Source organism: Candidatus Cloacimonadota bacterium, assembly GCA_011372345.1.
Lineage (GTDB): Bacteria > Cloacimonadota > Cloacimonadia > Cloacimonadales > TCS61 > DRTC01.
Genome location: DRTC01000600.1, coordinates 1 through 1,616, shown reverse-complemented (window position 1 = coordinate 1,616; position 1,616 = coordinate 1). Strand labels below are relative to the sequence as shown.

Annotated in this window: 3 protein-coding genes; all 3 read left to right on the top strand. The window is 33.9% G+C overall.

Features of this window, described 5'->3' with window-relative positions:
* The coding region (locus tag ENL20_11465; protein ID HHE39171.1) for an endonuclease III at positions 1–446 on the top strand (446 nt) is incomplete at its 5' end.
* Positions 447–487: 41 nt separating this feature from the next.
* Positions 488–1,246, top strand: coding sequence for an exodeoxyribonuclease III (xth, locus tag ENL20_11460; GenBank protein ID HHE39170.1), 759 nt, complete (start codon positions 488–490; stop codon positions 1,244–1,246).
* Positions 1,247–1,261: 15 nt separating this feature from the next.
* Positions 1,262–1,616: hypothetical protein (locus ENL20_11455; GenBank protein ID HHE39169.1), on the top strand; the 355-nt coding region annotated here is incomplete at its 3' end.

Sequence of the window (1,616 nt, the reverse complement as noted above, 5' to 3'; positions counted from 1 at the left end):
CTACAGAAGAGATCGAGAAGATGATCTATCCGGTTGGATTTTATAAAAATAAAGCGATTCATTTAAAGAAGTTTCCAGAAGTGCTGGAAAAAGAATTCAACAATAATATCCCGGATGAGATCGACAATTTGATCAAGCTTCCCGGAGTAGGAAGAAAAACTGCAAATTTAGTGCGAGCAATTGCATTTAAGAAATCAGCAATTTGCGTTGATACTCATGTTCACCGGATTTCTAATCGTCTTGGATATGTAAAAACGAAAACTCCGCTGGAAACAGAAATGGTTTTAAGGAAAAAACTTCCTGAAGAATACTGGATTATGTATAATTCATACTTGGTTTCCTTCGGTCAGAATCACTGTTTTCCCAGAAATCCAAAATGCTCGAGTTGTGTGATTTATGATGAATGTAAACGAGTTGGTGTTCAGACGAAATATGAGAAAAAGTAATTTAATTTTTTGTGTATTTCGTATGTTTAACGATTAGAGAAATGAAAATCATCTCATGGAATGTCAATGGTATAAGAGCGGTTTTAAAGAAAAATTTTTTAGAATATCTGGAAAATGAAAATCCTGATATTTTAGCGATCCAGGAAACAAAGTTGCAGGAATCTCAAATCCCGATTGAAATAAAAGCACTTCAAAATTATCACATTTATTGGAGTTTTGCGGAAAGAAAAGGATACTCAGGAGTTGCATTATTCTCAAAACAAAAACCGAGTTATGTTTCATATTCGATCGGGGAAGATAGATTTGATAATGAAGGTCGAGTCATTATTACTGAATTCGAGAATTTCACCTTGTTAAATTGCTATTTTCCCAATGGACAAATGAGTGACGAAAGATTGAAATTCAAACTCGCTTTTTATGATAAAATGCTTGAAAAAATGGAAGAGATCAGGAATTCGGGAAAAAATTTAATTATTTGCGGTGACTATAACACAGCACATAAGACGATTGATCTGGCAAATCCCAAAGAAAACGAGAAGTATTCTGGATTCTTGCCGATTGAAAGAGCCTGGCTGGATAAATTAGTCGAGAATAATTGGATCGATACTTTCCGTTATTTTGACCAACGACCTGATCAATATTCCTGGTGGACATATCGCTTCGGTGCGAGACAACGAAATATCGGTTGGCGAATCGACTATTTCTTCGTTAATAAGGAATTTATCCCAAAAGTAAAAAACGCATTCATCCAACAGGAAATTATAGGATCTGATCATTGTCCGGTTGGGATTGAGATATAAAAATAAAGGAAATGTATGAAAACTAAAGAAATTGATATTCTTGATATATTATTGATTTTAGCAAAACATAAATGGTTTATCATTATCACAACTTTGATTGTTTCTATTGCAGCGGTTGTTTACAGTTTATTAGCGACTCAATATTGGGTTTCAACTGCAACTATTTTACCAGCACAAGAGCAGAGAAGTCAATTACCTTTTGGCAGTTCATCATTGTTAGGACTCGGTTCATCTTTACTTGGAGGTTCTTTTCAAACTCAAGGGATGGATCTCATAACAATTATGAATAGTAGAACTTTTGCTGAAGATGTGGTAAAAAAGTTTAATTTAATAGAATATTTTGAAATTGAGGACTCAGATACTTTAGTGG

Bases quoted from the DNA above. Each gene is read 5' to 3' on its own strand.
- xth (HHE39170.1), top strand. From the start codon at position 488: ATGAAAATCATCTCATGGAATGTCAATGGTATAAGAGCGGTTTTAAAG.